Below are 17,043 nucleotides of genomic sequence, written 5' to 3'. Positions count from 1 at the left end.
TAGCTTTAAAGCGTCGTAACGTTAGCGCTGATAAAACCGATTTAATTAGTATAATTTTTAAGGTATCTATGTGGTAATTAAAGCTCGTATTCCTAAATTAGTGTCGAATCTTGAAAAACTAGCGCTCACCTTGTGTGTGCTATTTGTTAGCGGGGCTCTATTATTTCCTGATATGCTCACCGCGCATATTCAACCACTGATCATTAATGCATTATCAGTGTTGGGTGGACCATTTTTTCTGTTAGTTAATTTTTTATTGATAAGCGTTATTGTGCTGGCTATTAGCCCTCTCGGACAACGTAAAATAGGTGGAGAGCATACATCTGTCGAGTTTTCAACTTTTGGTTGGTTGTCAATGTTATTTGCTGCAGGAATGGGATCGGGTTTAATTTTTTGGGGCGTAGCTGAGCCAGCCATGCACGTATTGCAACCGCCATTAAAGCAAAGTCTTTACCCTGATAGACAAGGTGCTGCATTGGCTATTACGTTAGTAAACTGGGGCGCTCATGCATGGGCACTCTACGCAGTATTTGGCTTAGTCTTAGGTGGTTTGAGCCATAACAGTGGCAAAGCGGGAGATATAAGTGCTCCGGTGTTGAGTGTAACAACTTCATTTTTAAGTCGCGAAGGGCAGCTAAAGTGTAAATACGTGATCCAGTTAGTGGCCATTTTAGCTATTTTTTTTGGTGTAGTTGGCACGATTGCAAATTCAACATTATTACTACGAAAAGGGATTGAGCTTGAGCTTGGCATTAACTCGCCTTGGTTAGTTGGTTTGATTATTATTATGTTATTAGCGCTGTTGTTTAGCTTATCTGCGCGCTTAGGATTAAAAAAGGGTATTCAAACACTCAGTCAATTTAATGTTTTTTTAGCATTTGGAGTACTTATTTGGCTCATCATGATGGTACCACTACAACCGATTATAGATGTGGCGATCAGTGGCGTTAAATTTTATAGCCACTTATTAGTGACAGGGACATGGCAATTATCAAGTCAACTAAATGATCCTGCTTGGGCTAATAGTTGGACGTATAATTATTATTTTTGGTGGTTAGCGTGGGGACCTTTTGTTGGGGTTTTTTTAGCTAAAATAAGTCAAGGTCGGCCAGTTTGGCAATACATTGTTGGCGTAGTAATTGTGCCAACTTTCGTCACTTTAATTTGGTTTAGTGTTTTTTCGGGATCTGCTATTGCTTGGGATAGCGGCCATAGTAGTGGCATTATGGCCGCTATTAAAACTGATTATACACAAGGCTTATTTGTATTTTTTAAGCAGTTAGGTTGGCAAGGAGGTGTGCTTATTTGGTCGAGCTTATTATTATTACTGATTTTTGTTGCTACTTCGGCAGATTCTGCAATTTTAGTGATCCGTAATTTAGCGGGGACAAAAAGCAGTCATCGATTTAGTTTGTATGTGTGGTCTTTTACTTTAGCTCTAAGTAGCTGGGTATTGTTATTACAAAATAATGAATTACTTAACCGTAGTATTGCAATTATTGGTGCAGTGCCTTTTTTGTTTATTTTTATTTTGCAGCTTATAGGATTTGTAAAAGAGTTTATGAAGGAGTTACAAGAGTAGTTAAACCTATTACTGTTGCTATGATCGAGCTAGTTTAAACTTTTAATTACTTTATTGTCATTCACTTACAGTTTTTTACAGTGTTTTATACTCGTTCGTTTATAGTGGGTATTCCAGATACAACCACTAAGCAATACTAATGCTATTAAAAACTGGCTCATTCGAGGTAGTTAAATAATAACTCACGCATTTAAGCAATGGGATATAAAGGATTAAATTTATGTTCAAGAACTTTATTAGCGTTTTACTTGTCAGCCAATTACTAAGCGCGTGCACTGTAGTGGGTGTATTAGTTGATGGAGTTATTTATTCAAAAGCGGATACAAATTATGATGCTGATTTAGCGCAGGCCCCCGCACATGTATCGCCTCAAGATAATACTTACTTTAGTCATGAACAGACTTTGTCATTTGCGGACTTAGGCATCGAAGTAGATCGTTTTTTAGTGGGGTTAGTGCAAGAAAGCTCAGAGCCTACTCTGGTATGCAAAAGAATAACTAAATCAATACAACAATGTGAGGAAGTAACGACTGACAACCTCACAGTAGAGGATACAATTAACGCTGAAGATACACTTGATGAAATGATAAGTGTTCGTCGATAAAGCTGCTGATAAAAAAGTAACTATGATCGTAGCCTGCGTGCATATTCAACGTTAGCGGGTAATTAACTTGCTTTGCTACTGCAGTTAGGTTGTCTGGTTTTAGTTGCTCGACTAAAAAATTATCGGCATCACCTTGGTCAATACGCATTGGTAAAAATTCGTTACTGTGTGCCTTTTTCATTAGTTCACAGCTATCGTAATTGGCCCATTGTGATTGATCATCTCCTAAGTACTGACTAAACGCTTTTTGCCCCCAAGGACAGTCAATAGGGTTAGTGATTGGGCTAAAAGCAGAAACACTGGTGTAACTTTTTGGATTGCGCAATGCAATCATCAACGCACCGTGCCCCCCCATAGAATGCCCGCTAATCGCTTTTTTATCAGTCACGGGAAAGTGCTGTTCAATTAGCGAAGGCAATTCATTTACCACATAATCATACATATTATAGTGCGTGTTATAGGGGGCTTGGGTGGCGTTTAAATAAAACCCTGCGCCTTGGCCAAAATCATAACTGTCTTGGTCTGGCACAGTGTCGCCACGAGGACTGGTATCAGGTGCAACGATAGCAATACCAAGCGCTGCCGCTTTTTTAAATGCACCTGCTTTTTGCATAAAATTTTCATCCGTACAGGTTAAGCCTGATAACCAATACAGCACCGGTACTTTATTAGTTTGGCTGGCACCGGGTGGCAAGAAAATAGCAAACCGCATTGGGCAATGGGTGCTTGTAGATGTATGGCTGTATTGCTTGTGCCAGCCACCGCTAACTTTTGTGGCGCTTAAATTATCTAACATGGATTCCTCGCTAAAATACCACATAGCTTACACCCTATGTGGTATCTGTATTTTTAATATTAGTAGTGGATCACAGTACGAATACTTTTGCCTTCATGCATTAAATCAAACGCGTCGTTTATGTCTTCAAGACCCATGGTATGAGTGATAAAGTCATTTAATGCAAATTCGCCAGCCATGTAACGTTCAACAATCTCAGGTAGTTGTGAACGACCTTTAACCCCACCAAATGCGCTACCACGCCAGACGCGGCCAGTGACTAGCTGGAATGGGCGAGTTGAAATTTCTTGTCCTGCACCAGCAACACCAATGATCACCGATTCCCCCCAACCTTTATGACAACATTCAAGGGCTGAGCGCATGACATCAACATTACCTATACACTCAAATGAGAAATCAACGCCACCATCGGTCATCTCGACAATAACTTCTTGAATAGGCTTATCGAAATCCTTTGGATTGATCAAGTCTGTGGCACCTAATTTAGTGGCTAGATCAAACTTAGACGTGTTGATATCAATACCGATAATACGCGAGGCACCAGCCATTTTCGCGCCGATAATTGCTGATAAACCAATACCACCTAAACCAAAGATAGCAACGGTATCGCCTGCTTGAACTTTTGCAGTGTTTGTGACCGCGCCCATACCAGTTGTAACACCACAGCCTAGTAAGCAAATTTCTTCAAGTGATGCTGCTTTGTTTACTTTAGCCAGTGAGATCTCTGGCAGTACCGTATATTCAGAAAAGGTTGATGTGCCCATGTAGTGATAAATTGGTTGGCCATCTTTGAAAAAGCGAGTCGTGCCGTCTGGCATTAAGCCTTTACCTTGCGTTTCACGTACAGCGGAACACAAGTTTGTTTTGCCTGAAGTACACATTTTACATACACCGCATTCTGCAGTATATAAAGGAATAACATGATCGCCTACAGCAACACTGGTTACGCCTTCGCCGATAGCATAAACAACACCAGCGCCTTCATGCCCTAAAATGGCTGGGAAAATCCCTTCAGGATCGGCACCTGATAATGTAAATGCATCGGTGTGACATACGCCAGTAGCAGTAATTTTTACCATTACTTCGCCTTTTTTAGGCATCATTACATCCACTTCTTCTACAGATAGTGGTTGATTTGGACCCCAAGCAATTGCGGCTTTTGATTTTATAAATTCAGACATAGTAACTCTCTTGCTGGTTAAATACGAAGATGACTTGAGAACAATAACGCTATTTTATTTGTTTCTCAAACAATGTTAATCTTCATTTTAATAAAACACTTTTACAGTATGGTAATAATGAGTCGTTGGTTAGGCATAGACGAATTTATCGCAGTCGGTGAAGAAGGCAGCTTTACCCGCGCTGCAACCACATTAGGGGTATCCGTTGCACACATAAGCCGCCATGTAACGCAATTAGAGCAGCGCTTAAATACCCAATTATTAACGCGTACTACCCGTAAAGTTGTACTGACTAAAGAAGGCGAAGTCTTTTTACATCAAACAAAACATTTACAGCATGCAATGGACGACGCCACCGCGTTATTAGCACAACAGCAAAATGCTCCTAAAGGTAAAATTAAACTCACAGCTCCGGTTATGTATGGCGAAAGCTTCGTGATGCCAGCAGTGCATACTTTTATGCAACTGCACCCTGATGTAGAAGTGGTGATGGCGCTGAGCAATGAACAAGAAAATTTACTTGAGGGCGGCTTTGACTTAGCTATTCGCCTTGGTCATTTAAAAGACTCTAGCTTAAAAGCACGACGCTTAAGTGCACGTCATTTTGTAATTTGCTGCTCAAAAGCCTATTTAGCCCGTTTTGGCGAACCTCACACATTAGCTGAATTACAGCACCATCAATGCTTAGTCGGCAACAGCAGTTATTGGCGGGTGTGCGAGCAAGGGCGTGATAAACATATCAAAATTGCGGGGCGGTTACAGTGTAATAGTGGCTGGGCGTTAGCTGATGCAGCTAAAAAGGGTCTTGGCATCATACAAGTGCCAAACTACTACATTGAGAGTGATTTAGCCACGGGTGATTTAGTGCCTATTTTAACCAATAATCAGCCAAAACCAGAAGGTGTATGGGGAGTGTATCCTCCGCGACAATTTGTTGCGACCAATGTCAGAGCATTACTCGATCACCTTATTAAATCTCTAAACTAAAAGTTTAAATAAAGCGGCTTAATTTTGATACAGCAGTTGATTTATCATGAATTTTTACACTTTTGCGCATACCCAATGGCGCTTTATTTATGCTAGTATGAGCGTTGAATTGGCATTAAATGTGACCATAAATAATTATGTTTCAACCTGTTAGCCTGTTTATCGGGCTGAGATACAGTCGCTCCTCGAAAGGGAACGCATTTATCTCTTTTATTTCGTTTTTCTCCATTGCCGGTATCGCCATTGGTTTAATGGCATTATTTACTGTCAGCTCAGTGATGAATGGTTTTGAAAATAACCTTAAAACCAATATGTTGGGCCTCATTCCTCATGTTGAAATTGCGTCTGATGGACAAACTCAAGCACAAATGATCCAGCTGCAAGATACCATTGTTGCGTCCAAATTTGTGAAAAGAGCGAGTTTGTATCGCCATGGTGAAGCCATTTTACAAACCAATCGCGATTTACATGGCGTGCTATTGCAAGGTTTGTACGACGATAACGCATCGCTTTATAAAATCAGCGATAAAGTTATTCAAGGTAATTGGCAAACAGTAATGACATCGCGCTATCACATTGCGGTTAGTCGTTATTTAACACGTAAACTGGGAATTGGTTTAGGTGATAAAGTGCGTGTGATCATGCCTAATGCGTCAACCTATACACCTTTAGGTCGCGTACCAAGCCAACGTTTGTTCACCGTTGCTGCCATTTATGAAACAGGTTCTGAAATTGATATGGGACTTGCTTTTACTAGCGGCGAATCGCTACAACGGGTATTAAAGTTGCCTCAAACTAGTGCTCCTAATTTGAGTATTTCACTGAACGATCCTTTTCAACTAGATGCCTTTAGCGCTTCAGCTAGTGCAATTTTAAGTCAACATACAGTCACCGATTGGCGCCAGTCACAAGGTACTTTGTTTGCAGCAGTCGCAATGGAAAAACGCATTATGTCGATGCTGCTGGCGCTGATTGTATTAGTTGCGGTATTTAATATTGTCTCTGCGTTGACCATGATGGTGAGCGAAAAACAAAGTGAAGTGGCTATTTTACAAACGCTTGGCTTAACGCCGGCTCAAGTGCAGCAAGTATTTATGATCCAAGGTTTGTACAATGGTTTGATTGGCACCAGTATCGGTGCAGCCCTTGGCTTATTACTCAGTGCTTATATCAACGAAGTGCTGGCAGGCATAGGTTTAAACTTGTTAACAGGGATTGCCTTACCAGTAAAATTTGACGTAATGAGCTTATCGCTGATTGCCGTAGGCAGTATTACCATGAGCTTTTTAGCCACTTTATATCCGGCGCGTAAAGCTGCCAATGTTAGCCCAGCAGAGGTATTGCGCTATGAATGATTTAGTTATCCAATGTGAACAGTTAAGTAAAGTGTATCAAGATGGTGAAAATCACGTTGAGGTTTTAAAAGGGGTTGATTTAACCTTACAACAAGGTGAGATGCTGGCTATCGTTGGCAGCTCTGGTTCTGGTAAAAGTACTTTACTGCACATTTTGGGGACTTTGGATTCACAAAGTGCCGGTGTGGCAAAAATTAAAGGTCAACAAGTTGCTAAGCTATCACGTGCTGAGCAAGCAAAATTTCGTAATGAGCATTTAGGGTTTATTTATCAGTTCCATCATTTATTAATGGAGTTTAACGCGTTAGAAAATGTTGCGATGCCGCTTTTGATCAAAGGTCTCAGCGCTAAAAAAGCCAATGCTAAAGCCCTCGTAATGCTCGATAAAGTAGGGCTATCGCACCGTAGTAGCCATAAACCATCAATGCTCTCTGGTGGAGAGCGTCAACGGGTGGCAATTGCGCGGGCATTGGTGAGCGAACCTGATTTAGTATTGGCCGATGAGCCAACAGGTAACTTAGACAAACAAAATGCGATTAAAATTTACGATTTGATCAAAGAGCTTAATAGCAGTTTGAATACCAGTTTTGTAGTGGTGACGCACGACTTAGAATTAGCCGATAAGCTGGGTAAAATTGCTTACCTTGATGATGGGAAATTGGCAATTAAAGAGGCCAGCCATGTTGCTTAGTGCCTATTTAAGTAAACGTTTTAGAGCAAGCTCCGGCAGCAGCGATGAAAAAAATGGCTTTGTTAGTTTTATTGCCAAAGCGTCAACCATTGGTATTTTACTCGGCGTTGCAGTGTTAATTGTTGCTTTGTCGGTGATCAATGGCTTTGAACAACAACTAGTACATCGCTTATTAAGCGTTGTGCCACAAGTTGAATATGTTGCGCCTAATCGTCCAATTGATAACTGGCCGGATAAAGTTCAAAAGCTCTCAGAGCAACGTGGCGTAACCGGTGCAGCACCTTTTATTAGTGTCAATGGCATGGCGCAATACAAAAGTGAACTAAAAGCGGTTGAAGTGCGAGGGGTTGATCCTGCTCTAGAAAGTGACGTATCGGCGGTTAATCAGTTTACCCATGGCAAGTTGGTCAGCCAAATAAGCGAAGACGAAATTATTTTAGGCCAACAAATTGTTAAACAATTAGGTGTTAAGCAAGGGGAGTTAATTACCTTATTGATCCCGCAAGTTAACGAGATAAGTACTGAGATTTTAGCACCCAAAAGGGTCACTTTAACCCTTGCGGGTATTATTGAAATGGGTGGCCCTATTGATAGTTCTGCTGCCTTCATCCATCTCAGTAAGGCGCAATCAGTACTTGGTTATGAACCACTGCAAGTAACAGGGCTTCGCTTAGCAGTAACCGATGTTTTTCAAGCGCACCAAATTGCGCTACGGGTTGGCCAAACAATTGATGATTATGTTTATATCTCTAGCTGGTTTAGAACCCAAGGTAGCTTATACCAAGATATACAAATGGTCAGAACCATTGTTTATATTGTGGTTTTTTTAATCATTGCGGTGGCAAGTTTTAATATTGTTTCGTCATTAGTGATGGAAGTACGTGAAAAACAGGCCAACATAGCGATATTAAAAACCATGGGCGCTAAAGACAGTACGATATTAGCGACCTTTATTTTACAAGGACTTAGCCAAGCATTTATTGGCGTGGTACTGGGCTCATTTATAGGTGTGATACTGGCGCTGAACATCAGTGAGCTTTTTACCCTATTGAGTCAGTTGTTAGGCTCAAACCCGCTGGAAGGGGTGTATTTTATTGAGTTTTTACCCAGTAAGCTGGTATGGCAAGATATTGTGATCACTGTTATTGTAACTTTTGTGTTGGCAGTATTAGCCACTATTTACCCTGCATGGCAGGCAACAACAGTGGATCCAGCCAAGGTATTAGGCAACTAAGGGAAATTTATGTTTAGTTATCAAGTAGTAATTGATTATTGGTTTGATGAACTTGGTCCATCTGGTTGGTATAAAAAATCTGATGCTACAGATATTAAGATACGAGATACATTTAGTGATCTGTTGATAGCTATTACAAAAGGCGAGTATGCGTCTTGGCGAGTGACTGCCTTAGGTGCATTAGCTGAAGTGATTGTGCTTGATCAGTTTTCTCGTAATATTTACCGGGATACCCCTCACGCGTTTAGTCAAGATCCGCAAGCGTTAACATTGGCACAGTTGGCAATCGAAAAAGGCTTTGATCAATTATTACCTGTTGAGCAGCGGGTGTTTTTTTATATGCCGTTTATGCACAGCGAATCGAGCTTTATACACCAACAGGCGATGGTATTATTTAAAGGTTTGAGTAATGAAGATTATGAACTTGCCCATAAAAATATTATCGATCAGTTTGGTCGCTACCCACACCGAAATGCTATTTTAGGGCGTCAGTCCAGCGCCGAGGAAGTTGCGTTTTTAGCTCAACCAGGCTCGCATTTTTAATCAAGCTTAGGTATATGAAATAATTGTTTAATTTCAGCAGCTAAATCAGGCGAGCTAAAATTGTTGTGCTGTTTTATCTGTTCAATATTAATAGCATCAAGGCGTTGCTCACTGGCGATCAGCACAATATTTTTATATTGGTTAAATTCAATCACCACAATATGACTGAATAGACTTCGAAGTGTCGTTAGTAGAGCGATTAATTGTTGTTTATTTTTTGCAGTAAAGTTGATGCAGATCTTACCGTATGTGCTAAGTCGAGCATGACAGTCGCACAAAAATGCCTGCTTTTGTAAAAACGCTGGCTGCGATTTACCACTAAAAACATCAATTAAAATCACATCAAATTTGCGGCTACTTTGAGCAATAAATTGTTCAGCACATTGCGCTACAATATGATTGTTGTCATTGAGGAAAAAATACTGCTTAGCTGCTTTAATTACATTCGGATTAATTTCGACAGTCGTTAATTCAAATCCGGCTTTATTAGTCACTGCTCGTTCAAAACAACCGCTGCCTAAACCTAAATTTAATATCTGTGAGGAGGGTTCGCTACAAAGCAAAAATAGCAGCATAGCTTGATTTACCGGATTACATACTTGCTGCGGTTGTGATTTTTCCATTACACCTTGTAAAGTTAGCTTATCCCCGAGTGTAAGCCAACGATAATCAGCATTTTCAAAAATCTTTAGCGTGTCTTGCTTACTTTGGATTGTTGCTACTAGGTATGCATCGGTAGTAAATGGCGTTAAATCAATCATGCCGTTCCTTCATAATGGGGATGTTGAGCAAAACAAAAAATCAATAGGGTGGCCTTGTTAACTCTGCTAAACTGTATGGCTACTCATAAGCCAGCAATACCTGCTTGGTTGTCTTATCTTACTCTGGAATTTACTTTGACTAATAATGATATTTTACGCCGCCTTCGCTATACCTTTAATTTAGCTGATACTACCATGATTGAAATTTTTGCTGCAGCAGATCATGACGTGACTCAACAACAAGTGATTGGTTGGCTAACCAGAGAAGGGGAAGAGGGTTACGTAGATCCAAGTGATACTGAGTTTGCCATTTTTCTAAATGGTTTTATTAATACAAAGCGCGGTAAGCGCGACGGTGAGCAACCAGCGCCAGAAAGTAAATTAAATAATAATATTATTTTAATGAAATTACGTATCGCATTAAATATGAAAACGGAAGACGTGATCGATGTCCTTGCCTTAACTGATTTTAGTTTGAGTAAGCATGAGTTAAGTGCATTTTCTCGTAAAGCCGATAACAAGCATTATCGTGTATGTAATGACCAAATATTAAGTAACTTTTTAACTGGTTTACAGCTACAACTTCGTCCAGAGGCAAGCGGCGAATAATTTACGTGTTCATATCCGTATTTATATCGTACGGATATGATTTTTAACCCCACTTTAAGTATCGGTGTTTTAAGCTGCTCTCTGCGTTAGTATTTAAATCTTTATTTATTCACATTTCATAAATTTATATTCTTTTTTAATGAGCGTTAATTGTTGCTCTTGCGTATCAACTCAAAAATAATTCACGTTATCGAACGTTAAATATATAGGTTTATCATGTTACAGTGTTAAAAATATTACAATTTTTAAGGCTCTTAACTAGATGACCCATAAACTTGATCACGTCTATTTTAACATCTGAGACAAGCATAACTTTTAACACGGAAGAATAATTATGAATTATATCCATGATACCATTGCACATTTAAAACAAACTAGCCCAGCACAATGCGAATTTTATCAAGCCGTTGAAGAAGTGCTTGAATCACTTGAACCTATTATTGAAAACTCAGCCGACTATCAAAAAAATGCGATTATTCAACGTCTAGTTGAACCTGAACGTCAAATTATGTTTAGAGTCCCTTGGGTTGATGATGACGGTAATATTCATGTCAATAAAGGCTATCGAATTGAATTTAACTCAAGCTTAGGTCCATACAAAGGTGGTTTACGTTTCCATCCAAGTGTAAATGCCAGCATCATAAAATTTTTAGGGTTTGAGCAAATTTTTAAAAATGCGTTAACTGGCTTACCGATTGGTGGTGGTAAAGGCGGCGCAAACTTTGATCCTAAGGGCCGCTCTGACAGCGAAATAATGCGTTTTTGCCAATCATTTATCAACGAGCTGTATCGTCATATCGGCCCAACCACCGATGTGCCTGCGGGTGATATTGGCGTTGGGGCACGCGAAATAGGCTATATGTTTGGTCAATATAAACGGTTGACCGGACGTTACGACGGTGCGTTTACCGGCAAAAGTTTATTGTGGGGTGGATCATTGGCTCGAAAAGAAGCGACAGGATATGGCGCTGTTTATTTTGCCAATTACATGTTGCAAGACAATGATGACTCACTTAAAGGTAAGCGCTGTTTAGTTTCTGGTGCCGGGAACGTGGCAATTTACGCGATGGAAAAACTTTATCAATTAGAGGCAACACCTATCACTTGCAGTGATTCAAGCGGTACGCTGTATCATGAATCAGGTATTGATGTTGCGCTTGTTAAAAAGCTTAAAGAAGGTGCGCGTGAAAGTTTAGCTGTCTATTTAGAAACCCACAGCGATGCGAAGTATATTGCTTGTGCAGATTACCCCAGTGATGGACATGCGGTATGGCGTTTTGTTGCTGATGCCGCTTTTCCCTGTGCGACGCAAAATGAGTTAACTGAAGCTGATGCGCGAACGTTAATAAGCAATGGCTGTATATTAGTTTGTGAAGGCGCAAATATGCCAAGTACTAAAGAAGCGGTCGATGTGTTGCTTGCTGCTAAAATAGCCTATGGCCCTGGCAAAGCAGCTAATGCGGGTGGTGTTGCGACGAGCCAATTAGAAATGGCGCAAAATGCCAGTATGCAAATGTGGACGTTCGAAGAGGTCGATACTAAGCTGCAACAAATAATGAAAAATATCTTTGATACTGCAAGTAATACAGCCGCTGAATTTGATCAACCTGGTAATTTAGTGTTAGGTGCTAATATTGCTGCTTTTCGTCGTGTAGCCGATGCTATGATTGAGCAAGGTGTTGTTTAACATACGATAGTTTTACTATGCATAAGCCCACTATATTGGTGGGTTTTTTATTGACGTATATTTGTTCATACCGCGATTATTATCCCGTTTATCTAACCAATCAGTGATTGAACGAGTTAAACAGGTGTTGGTCTCAAAATTATTTGCAGCAGGTAACTGCTCACGTATTGTATATTTATCAAATAATAAAGAGCATCAACACTATGTCTGATCATAAAACCTATCAGCTCTCGACCCTCAAGCCCGCAATTTTAATAACTACATTGTTTATTTCAACAAGCACCTTGGCCGCTGAGCTAAATTATCAAGATCAAACCAAGCTTCATGATATTGCCGCTGATGTTTCAGCAACACGTATTGGCAGTGATATTCAAACACTTGTTGATTTTGGCACTCGTCATACGTTATCAGATACAAAATCAAACACCCGAGGAATTGGTGCAGCTCGGCGTTGGATCAAGGCTGAGTTTGAGAAAATTTCTCAGCAATGCGGTGGCTGTTTAGAAGTAATAGAAGTTAAAGATACCATTTCTGGCGAAAAGCGTATTCCAAATCCTGTTGAAGTGGTGAATATTATTGCTATTCAACGCGGTACTGATCAGCCAAACCGGATGGTGATGATGTCGGGCGATATTGATTCACGGGTCAGCGATGTAATGGATTTTACCAGCGACGCACCAGGGGCGAATGATAATGCATCGGGTGTTGCTGGGGTGATTGAATCAGCTCGCGTGTTATCTAAATATAAATTTAATGGCTCAATTGTTTATGCCGCGCTTTCAGGCGAAGAGCAAGGACTTTTTGGTGGTAAAATTTTAGCCGACTATGCACAAAAGCAAGGCTGGCAAGTACACGGTGTACTCAATAATGACATGATTGGTAATATTACTGGTATTAATGGCGTTACTGATAACACGACTGCACGTATTTTCTCTGAAGGTACGCGGGTTATCGAAACCAAAGAGCAAGCGCATAAACGCCGTTTTACCGGTGGCGAGGTCGATTCAGCTAGTCGTAATTTAGCCCGTTATATCGATACCATTGCCGATCGCTATATTCCCAATCTTGACACATTGTTAGTTTATCGACTCGATCGCTTTGGCCGAGGAGGGCATCATCGCCCGTTTAACGACATGGGTTATGCTGCTGTAAGGGTAATGGAAACGAACGAAAATTATAACCATCAACATCAAGACTTACGCACTGAGGATGGTATTGTTTATGGTGATACCATTGATGGCGTTGATTTTGATTATACCGCAAAATTAACAGCGCTTAATGCGGTAAGTTTAGCGTCAATGGCATGGGCACCGGCACCACCTAATAACGTTGAAATATCAGGTGCTGTGCAACCAAGTACGACCTTAAAATGGCAAAAAAATAATGATAAAACGACCACGGGATACAGACTCTATTGGCGTTATACCAGTGAACCACAATGGCAGTTTAGCCGCTATGTGGGTGATGTAAGTGAAGCGACTCTTAAAAATGTAGTCATTGATAATTATTATTTTGGGGTTGCTGCGGTTAATAAAGACGGTATTGAATCACCGGTGGTTTTCCCTGGCGATGTAGGTGCGTTTGAGCAAACACTAAAGTAATGTGTAGCGTCTGATATTCAAGCGTAATTACAGTTGCGCTTGAATATCAGGCAAGACAATTTAGTAGCGGACTTCGCAATTGAACAGCAATAGTTGTATTTTATGTTGACCTTAGTTTATGGGAGTACACTTTTTATACAATAATTTCAGTGAATACTTGAAGTTAATGGCTTTTTCGTATTATGGTGGAGTTAAATGTGAATTAGTTGACAGTGTATGAACCTATTTTTGCTGATTGCAGGCAGCTTTAGTGCTTTAGCCGCACTCGCTCACCTTGGTTGTATTGTTTTTGGTGCGCCGTGGTATCGCTTTTTCGGTGCCGGTGAGCACATGGCAATGCTCGCAGAGCAGGGCAAGTTGACGCCTTCGCTGATCACTTTCTTCATCGCTTTTATATTAAGCGTTTGGTCATTATATGCTTTTTCAGCCGCGGGTTTGTTCAAACAGCTACCTTTCATACGCTTTGTGTTAGTTGTGGTAACTGCGATTTATTTATTTCGCGGTATTGCAGGATTATATTTAATGACTAATCCGCTAGGACGCAGTGAGATGTTTTGGCTTTGCAGCTCGATCATTTGTTTACTGATTGGCGGCTTTCATTTTATAGGATTAAAACAACAATGGCTGGTTTTATCAGTTAAATATTAGCAAGGAAGGAAGCAATGTCTTTATTTGTATCGACGGATTTTAACCCCCCAGAAGCGCTGCAAACAACTGCGTTTTATTTTACCCCATTAAATGAGCAGGTAGTCGAGCTTGATTTTACTGCTGTAATGTCAAGTGTGCCGCAGCTAAAAGGTATATTCGCCCCCAAGCCTGATTGGCCAAAAGCCGATATGACCCTTGAAGAGAATCGTCAAAGCTTAGCTCAACATGGCGCAGAGTTTAACGAAAAAAAAGCATTTGCTTATGCGATATTAAACCCTAAAAAAACACGCTGCCTAGGCTCAGTGTATATCGATCCTGGGGTAAACAATGAATTCGATAGTGAGATAACTTTTTGGCTACGTAATGATAGTCAGGAATTAAATAATACCTTACGGTTATGCATCTTACATTGGCTCGCTGAGCATTGGCCATTTGAACGAGTACGATTAATTTCAACTAAGTATCAGGCAAGCTTTAGTTTGTAATACCAAAAGTTTATAACGCAATACAGGTCATACTCATTAGCGGATGTGTTGTGTTAGCTGGCTGATAACGTACTGCGGTTTGTTATCTGTGTCAGTGCTGTTAATCCGTATAGAGCATTTGCCGAAATTACATTATCAAAGCTGTTGTTATGTGTTCTCAGCTGTTGTATTTAAATCAGGCATAAGGTTAAGTCTGTTATGGATCGCGTGATGAACAAACGAAAGCTTAGTGCGTACCGCCTGTGTTAAAACAAATGGATAAGCATCAGCTAAGCCCATGCTGCGATTTAACGAATTTAAAATAATCGAAAATTCCATCCAGCTATCCAACATTACTGAGATTGATGTTTGGCTATTAAAGTAATACGAGTTTTGCGGTAGCCTTAACTCATCAGTGTCCTCAACTTCAAATTCATTACCGAGTGTAGAACCGGTAATAGAGAAATTTTTTGCTGTCTCTAAAGTATCAATAATATGCATGTAGTGCGCCCAAGTTTCTGCCCAGTCTTCAAAAGGGTGCATGGTGGCGTATTCACTAATATAGTTTTCATGCCAATTAGCAGGAGCGCCATTTTTATAATGGGCATCAATCGCTTGTTGGTAATCTAAAGAATCATCGCCAAAATATTGTTTACATAAAGCATGTTTTTGCGGTGAATTTGCAATTAACTGGTCAAAATAATAATGCCCTAACTCATGACGAAAATGACCAAGCAAAGTGCGATAGCGCTCACCCATAGCATGCTTTGTTTGTGAGCGAGCGACATCATCAGCTTCAGCCAAATTAATTGTAATATGGCCGCAGTTATGGCCAGTAAAAACATTTTCTTGACCTGCTAATTTAGTCACGAAATGGTCATTAACACTGCGGTCGGTTATAAAATCAAAACTAAGGCCACCTTCGGCATCTTGGCTGAGGTTATTTAATGGTAAAGAAAGCGCTTTAAGTGTATACAATGCTCGGCGTTTTGCTGTTTCCATTTTGGTCCAAAGTGGAATGTGTTGATTAATACTTAGATCTGGGATTGTTTCATTAAACCGACATGCGAAACACAGCACTTCTTCTGTGTCTGGCGCTGGTACAAAACTGTCGATATCAACCATGCCATTGCATGCCTTATAGTGTGCATTGTTATCACATTTTTGATAGGGCACATCAGGGGCTGACGCTTTGTAATATAAGCCCGTTGTGTCATTAAATTCGTAGGGTTCTACAAGGTTAAAATTGTCATCAATACCAACAGTTTTGCCACAGGCAAGGCAGTGACTACTTTCAAAAAACAATATTTGATTATCTTTGCAGTTACATTTAAACGTTTTCATATTTTTTACCGTATCCGTTGATAAATACAATGACAAATTATTCAGTGAACAGACTTACATTAGCTATATTGCTAACAAATTATAAAGTTAGCAAATTATAAAATTAATAAGCCTGAGATTACTTGCCGTTAAATTCGTTGCAATAAATCTGATTTTTTCTCATTAAACTCAGCATCAGTGAGTGCGCCTAAATCACGTAATTGTGCTAATTTTTCAATAATGTCGAGGGTTTCATTCACTGAGTATTGCGAAGCATTAATAGCTGTCGACTCGCTACTCATCATTTTATCATTTGAGCCTGTCTCAGGGGGGGATTGCTGTTGTTTTGCAAAGTCTGTTGATTGGGCAAAGTTGGTATTGTGACTTGAATGTGTCTGAGTGAAGCTATCATCAGCAATCACTGGCAAACTATTTACGCTAATGTTTCCCCACTGGCTACTAAAGGTAAGCGATATATCGTTGCCTTGTTGCTGGCTTACTCCCCCGATCTGGTGATCGAGCGTATCATAGAGTGTGACCTGACCATTTTTTTCAATGGCTAAGCGATTAGGAAAAACAGCATAACGGGTGTTGTTTTGTGAACCGGTACTCGATGGATTACCTAAATTAACTGGCCACCACTGGTTGCTACCTAAAGTACCGGCAGGAATGACGGGGAAAACTTGGTTGTTTGCTAAAATAGTGGCAAGTTCGTTACATAAGTTATCAACGGTGTTTTTCAAGCCATTATTGAACATGTCTCCTACCATTGTCATTCCACCGCGCATCCATTGACCTGAGCCGCCAAGCTCTGGGCAATTAAACTGCGCCATTGAACCGCCGCCATTATTTACTGCAACTAACATATGTACTACTGCCTCATAACTTAAACCATAGCGGGCAGATATCCCTTTAACCAAGTTGTCACCAATGTTTGTTAATGTTTGCATAAATAGAGTCCTTAATATGAAGATAGG

The 17,043-nt window shown here is 40.3% G+C and carries 17 protein-coding genes; 12 read left to right on the top strand and 5 right to left on the bottom strand.

The window, feature by feature from the left end; all coding sequences use genetic code 11:
- The first annotated feature begins 70 nt into the window (after positions 1 to 70).
- Together H5183_RS00505 and H5183_RS00500 are read left to right on the top strand one after the other, a co-directional pair.
- Positions 71 to 1,582 (top strand): BCCT family transporter, encoded by a 1,512-nt coding sequence (locus tag H5183_RS00505; protein WP_257326090.1) that lies wholly within the window; start codon positions 71 to 73, stop codon positions 1,580 to 1,582.
- Between the two features lie 220 nt (positions 1,583 to 1,802).
- Entirely contained in the window at positions 1,803 to 2,186 is a 384-nt protein-coding gene (locus H5183_RS00500) for a hypothetical protein (RefSeq protein WP_182730619.1), read from the top strand.
- Here the strand turns inward: H5183_RS00500 and fghA are convergent.
- On the bottom strand, positions 2,140 to 2,982 hold the full coding sequence (gene fghA, locus H5183_RS00495) for an S-formylglutathione hydrolase (RefSeq protein WP_182730618.1): 843 nt from the start codon (positions 2,980 to 2,982) through the stop codon (positions 2,140 to 2,142). The genes H5183_RS00500 and fghA overlap by 47 nt on opposite strands.
- 59 nt (positions 2,983 to 3,041) lie before the next feature.
- Positions 3,042 to 4,163 carry an S-(hydroxymethyl)glutathione dehydrogenase/class III alcohol dehydrogenase gene (locus tag H5183_RS00490; protein WP_145233151.1) on the bottom strand — a complete coding sequence of 374 codons (1,122 nt, stop codon included), beginning with the start codon at positions 4,161 to 4,163 and terminating at the stop codon, positions 3,042 to 3,044.
- Positions 4,164 to 4,280: 117 nt separating this feature from the next.
- Between H5183_RS00490 and H5183_RS00485 the strand changes: the two genes are divergently transcribed.
- The 5 genes from H5183_RS00485 (at position 4,281) to H5183_RS00465 (ending at position 8,973) form a co-directional block, all read left to right on the top strand.
- Positions 4,281 to 5,150, top strand: a complete 870-nt coding sequence (locus H5183_RS00485) for a LysR family transcriptional regulator (protein WP_179959209.1) — start codon at positions 4,281 to 4,283, stop codon at positions 5,148 to 5,150.
- A 137-nt stretch (positions 5,151 to 5,287) separates the two neighbouring features.
- Positions 5,288 to 6,505 carry a lipoprotein-releasing ABC transporter permease subunit gene (locus tag H5183_RS00480; RefSeq protein ID WP_145233153.1) on the top strand — a complete coding sequence of 406 codons (1,218 nt, stop codon included), beginning with the start codon at positions 5,288 to 5,290 and terminating at the stop codon, positions 6,503 to 6,505.
- Complete coding sequence (lolD, locus tag H5183_RS00475; RefSeq protein WP_145233154.1) at positions 6,498 to 7,196, top strand: lipoprotein-releasing ABC transporter ATP-binding protein LolD; 699 nt, start codon at positions 6,498 to 6,500, stop codon at positions 7,194 to 7,196. Before H5183_RS00480 ends, lolD begins: the two co-directional genes overlap by 8 nt.
- Positions 7,186 to 8,430, top strand: a complete 1,245-nt coding sequence (locus H5183_RS00470; RefSeq protein ID WP_182730617.1) for a lipoprotein-releasing ABC transporter permease subunit — start codon at positions 7,186 to 7,188, stop codon at positions 8,428 to 8,430. Before lolD ends, H5183_RS00470 begins: the two co-directional genes overlap by 11 nt.
- A 9-nt stretch (positions 8,431 to 8,439) precedes the next feature.
- Entirely contained in the window at positions 8,440 to 8,973 is a 534-nt protein-coding gene (locus H5183_RS00465) for a DUF924 family protein (protein WP_145233156.1), read from the top strand.
- Here the strand turns inward: H5183_RS00465 and H5183_RS00460 are convergent.
- Positions 8,970 to 9,734, bottom strand: a complete 765-nt coding sequence (locus tag H5183_RS00460; RefSeq protein ID WP_182730616.1) for a spermidine synthase — start codon at positions 9,732 to 9,734, stop codon at positions 8,970 to 8,972. The genes H5183_RS00465 and H5183_RS00460 overlap by 4 nt on opposite strands.
- A gap of 135 nt (positions 9,735 to 9,869) precedes the next feature.
- On the opposite strand from H5183_RS00460, the gene H5183_RS00455 reads away from it, so the two are divergent.
- The 5 genes from H5183_RS00455 (at position 9,870) to H5183_RS00435 (ending at position 14,764) form a co-directional block, all read left to right on the top strand.
- Complete coding sequence (locus H5183_RS00455) at positions 9,870 to 10,343, top strand: DUF1456 family protein (RefSeq protein ID WP_182730657.1); 474 nt, start codon at positions 9,870 to 9,872, stop codon at positions 10,341 to 10,343.
- A 334-nt stretch (positions 10,344 to 10,677) separates the two neighbouring features.
- Positions 10,678 to 12,030 (top strand): NADP-specific glutamate dehydrogenase, encoded by a 1,353-nt coding sequence (gdhA, locus tag H5183_RS00450; RefSeq protein ID WP_182730615.1) that lies wholly within the window; start codon positions 10,678 to 10,680, stop codon positions 12,028 to 12,030.
- 203 nt (positions 12,031 to 12,233) lie between these two features.
- Positions 12,234 to 13,631, top strand: coding sequence for a M28 family peptidase (locus H5183_RS00445; protein WP_149982512.1), 1,398 nt, complete (start codon positions 12,234 to 12,236; stop codon positions 13,629 to 13,631).
- 216 nt (positions 13,632 to 13,847) lie between these two features.
- Positions 13,848 to 14,279, top strand: coding sequence for a hypothetical protein (locus H5183_RS00440; RefSeq protein WP_182730614.1), 432 nt, complete (start codon positions 13,848 to 13,850; stop codon positions 14,277 to 14,279).
- 14 nt (positions 14,280 to 14,293) lie between these two features.
- Positions 14,294 to 14,764: a hypothetical protein gene (locus tag H5183_RS00435; RefSeq protein ID WP_182730613.1), complete on the top strand. Its 471-nt coding sequence runs from the start codon at positions 14,294 to 14,296 to the stop codon at positions 14,762 to 14,764.
- Positions 14,765 to 14,911: 147 nt separating this feature from the next.
- Here H5183_RS00435 and H5183_RS00430 read toward each other — a convergent pair whose 3' ends face one another.
- Complete coding sequence (locus H5183_RS00430; protein ID WP_149982509.1) at positions 14,912 to 16,087, bottom strand: putative zinc-binding metallopeptidase; 1,176 nt, start codon at positions 16,085 to 16,087, stop codon at positions 14,912 to 14,914.
- A 128-nt stretch (positions 16,088 to 16,215) separates the two neighbouring features.
- A complete protein-coding gene (locus H5183_RS00425; protein WP_149982508.1) occupies positions 16,216 to 17,016 on the bottom strand; it encodes an SHOCT domain-containing protein in 801 nt (266 codons plus the stop codon).
- Positions 17,017 to 17,043 lie beyond the last annotated feature (27 nt).

Source organism: Pseudoalteromonas sp. SR44-8, assembly GCF_014163635.1.
In the GTDB taxonomy this organism is placed as follows: Bacteria; Pseudomonadota; Gammaproteobacteria; order Enterobacterales; family Alteromonadaceae; genus Pseudoalteromonas; species Pseudoalteromonas rhizosphaerae.
This window is presented reverse-complemented; position numbering and strand designations above follow the sequence as displayed.